3 protein-coding genes are annotated in these 3297 nt (G+C 75.3%); 1 reads left to right on the forward strand and 2 read right to left on the reverse strand.

Annotation, left to right across the window (positions count from 1 at the left end):
- Positions 1-337: 337 nt before the first annotated feature.
- Both E1283_RS34135 and E1283_RS34140 read right to left on the reverse strand, forming a co-directional pair.
- Complete coding sequence (locus tag E1283_RS34135) at positions 338-1204, reverse strand: Fpg/Nei family DNA glycosylase (protein WP_132822047.1); 867 nt, start codon at positions 1202-1204, stop codon at positions 338-340.
- Positions 1205-1250: 46 nt separating this feature from the next.
- Positions 1251-2528: a hypothetical protein gene (locus tag E1283_RS34140; protein ID WP_132822048.1), complete on the reverse strand. Its 1278-nt coding sequence runs from the start codon at positions 2526-2528 to the stop codon at positions 1251-1253.
- Positions 2529-2649: 121 nt separating this feature from the next.
- On the opposite strand from E1283_RS34140, the gene E1283_RS34145 reads away from it, so the two are divergent.
- A partial coding sequence (locus E1283_RS34145; protein ID WP_132822049.1) for a UbiX family flavin prenyltransferase occupies positions 2650-3297 on the forward strand: 648 nt, incomplete at its 3' end.

Raw genomic sequence — 3297 nt, forward strand, 5'->3', positions numbered from 1 at the left:
CGCCCACCCACCCCAGAGGCGCTGCGCGCGGCAGCCGCCGGCCGGCTGCGCCGCCGGCCGGCTGCGCCGCCGGTCCCGCGCTCCGCGCGGATCGGCTGGCGCACCCGAGGGGGGCGGCTGGCACGTAGCGCCGGAGCAGCGTGTGGCGCGGCTCCGGCGGCGCAGCCGCCAGTCCGGCGTGCCGCGCGGATCGGCTGGCGCCGTAGCGCCGTAGCGCCGTAGCGCCGTAGCGCCGAGCCCGCGCGGAGCGCTGGGCAGCGCCCTTGGCGGGCTCGGCGGCTGCGCCGTACGCCGGTGTCGGCGTGGCCGGCGTCCGCGCGGAGCGTGTGGGTGGGGGCTACTTCAGGAGGCGGGAGAGGCGGCGGTCGGCGAGTGGTTTGCCGGCGGTCTGGCATGTCGCGCAGTACTGGAGCGACGAGTCGCTGAAGGAGACCTCGCGGATCGGGTCCCCGCAGACCGGGCACGGTTCGCCGGTGCGGCCGTGGACTCGGAGGCCGCTCTTCTTCTCGGCCTTGAGGCGGCCGGCCGCCAACCCGCTGGCGCGGGTGACGGCGGAGCGCAGCGTGTCGGTGAGGGCCGCGTACAGCGTGGCCGTCTCGGCCTCGTCGAGGCGGTTGGCCATCTTGAACGGCGACATGCGCGCGGCGTGCAGGATCTCGTCCGAGTAGGCGTTGCCGACGCCGGCCAGCACGCTCTGGTCGCGGAGGACGCCCTTGAGCTGGCGGTTCTCGTCGCGGAGCAGGGCCGCGAGGGCGGCGACGGTGAAGTCGGGGGCCAGCGGGTCGGGGCCGAGGCGGGCGACGCCGGGGACGTCGGCCGGGTCGCGGACGCAGTAGACGGCGAGCCGTTTCTGGGTGCCGGCCTCGGTGAGGTCGAAGCCCGCGCCCTCGGGGGTGTCGAGGGCGAGCCGCAGGGCGAGTGGGCCCTTGCCGGGCCGTGGCGGGGTGGCCGGGAGGGTGTCCTGCCAGCGCAGCCAGCCGGCGCGGGCGAGGTGGATGACGAGGTGGAGTTCGCCGATCGTGAGGTCGAGGAACTTGCCGTGCCTGGCGACGGCCGTGACGGGCTGGCCCTCGATCGCGTCGAGTGGCGGGTCGTAGGTCTTCAGGACGTGGAACGCGACCGGCATCGCGCGGCGGACGCGGTGGCCCACGGCCGACCCGGTCAGGAACTCGCGCAGTGCCTCGACCTCGGGGAGTTCGGGCATGCCTCCCAGGGTAGGGCAGCCCGGTCGATCCGGGACGTGTCGGGCGTCACGGCTGCATCGGCCCGGGGATGTCGGCGCGGTCGTCGTCCTCGGCGCGTGCCTCGTCGAGCTGCGTCAGGTAGAGCAGGGCGACCGTCAGGTCCTCGGGGGTGAGCTGGCCGTCCGCCGGGTCGGGCGGGTTGAGGGAGAGCGCCGAGCCGCCGGTGAGGGCCAGGCGGAGCGGGAGGGAGCCGGCGTCGGGGCCGGCCAGCTGGCCGAGGTCGAAGGTGGCGGCGGTGAGGACCCCGTTGCGGATCTCCAGGCGGACCTCGACGGGGGCGGCTCCCTCCGCGCCCGGTTCGGCGATCAGCGGGGGCAGCCCGAACCGGTCGGTCTGCGCGGTGAGCAGCCCGAGCATCGGTGCCAGCGCGCGCCGCGCGTCGTCGGCGGCCAGTTCGACGTCGACCAGCTCGGCACCGCGCTGCTCGCCCGCCTGGCGGAGGGACGCCTCGGCCCGCAGCGTCGACTGGAGGCTCTCGACGAACTCCCACTGCGCCTCGGGTGCCAGCAGCTCGCCGCCGTCGGTGAGGGCGCCGGCCAGCCGGCCGGACGTGTCCTCGCCGACCTCGCCGCCGTCGCCGAGGGCCGTGGCGTAGTCGGGGTAGCGGTCGGGGTCGATCTCGACCCAGTTGCCGGAGAGCGCGTTGCGGGCGGCGGTGAGCGAGTCGGGGAGCTCGGCGGCGTCCGACTCGAAGCGCTGGGCGCGGGCCACGGCGGCCTCGCTGCCGCCGTAGACGTCGTCGACGATGGCCTCGCCGCCGATCCGGATGTAGGTGCGCTCTCCTATGTTCTTGACGCCCGCCACGTCCCGGCCGCCGAAGTTGACCGTCATGGCGCCGTCCAGCGGGTCGTCCTGGGCGAGGCGGCGCATCTGGGTCTCGCGCTCCGGGTCGCCGACCGAGACGGTCAGCTCCAGGTCGGCCAGCAGCCTGGCCTGGTCGGCGGACGGTTGGAGCTGCCCGCCGTCCCGCGCGGCGGCGTTCTGGAGGTAGGTGTAGACCTCCTCGGGGGTCGCCTCCACGGTGGCGCCGACCGTCAGTGCCTCCCAGGACAGGAGCTCGTCCACCGCGTCCGAGACCTCGAGGCCGGCGCGCGCCTGCTGTATCACCTGGCAGGCCCCGGTGGCGGCGATGAGCAGCGCGACGCCGCCGATGGCGGCGAGCCGTTGGAGGACTGGGCGGGTGCTCGGGCGGGTGCTGATGGCGTCACTCCTGGTCCGTGGGGGCTGGTGTCGGGGACACCTGGCGGCTCGTCCTGCGTCCGGGGACGCGGGTCCAGTCTCCACGGGCAACGATCGAGCCCCGCGTTGGAGTGCCCCCTGTGGCCGAGGCGTCACCGTCCGGTAAGCCGCTTGTTAGCTAACGGCACCCGTCGGTTCTGTCGGTGGTGCCGTCTAGCCTGCTGGTATGGAGGAAGGTCGGCGTGAGCCGTGGATCGTGGGTGTCTCGGGCGCCTCGGGGACGCCGTTCGCGGCGGCGGTGCTGCGGGCGTTGCTCGCCGCCGGTGAGTCGGTGGATCTGGTGGTGAGCCGGGCGGCTCGGCTGACGCTGCTCGACGAGACGGGCATAGCGGTCAGGGACGGGCACTGGCGGGCCGATCTGCGGAGTTGGCTGGCGCGCGGCGCGGACGGCAAGCCGGACACGTTCCTCGACCGGCTGCCCGACCTGTCGGGGGACGCGGTGCGGTGGTGGCGGCCGGGCGATCTGGCGGCCGGTCCGTCGTCCGGCTCGTACCGGGCGCGGGGGATGCTGATCGTGCCGGCCTCCACGGCGTCGGTCGCGGGGGTGGCGCTCGGTCTGTCGAAGGACCTGTTGCAGCGGGCCGCCTCGGTCACGTTGAAGGAGCGGCGGCCGCTGGTCGTGGTGGTGCGGGAGACGCCGTTGGCCGGGCAGACGCTGCGGCAGCTGGTGGCGCTCGACGAGGCGGGCGCGGTGGTGCTGCCGGCGTCGCCCGCGTTCTACGCCGGGGCGAGCCACCTCCAGGACGTGGTGGACTTCGTGGCGGGCCGGGCGCTGGACGCGGTGGGGGTGGAGCACGACCTCTACCGGCGGTGG

Source organism: Streptomyces hainanensis (genome assembly GCF_004348415.1).
GTDB classification, from domain to species: domain Bacteria; phylum Actinomycetota; class Actinomycetes; order Streptomycetales; family Streptomycetaceae; genus Streptomyces; species Streptomyces hainanensis.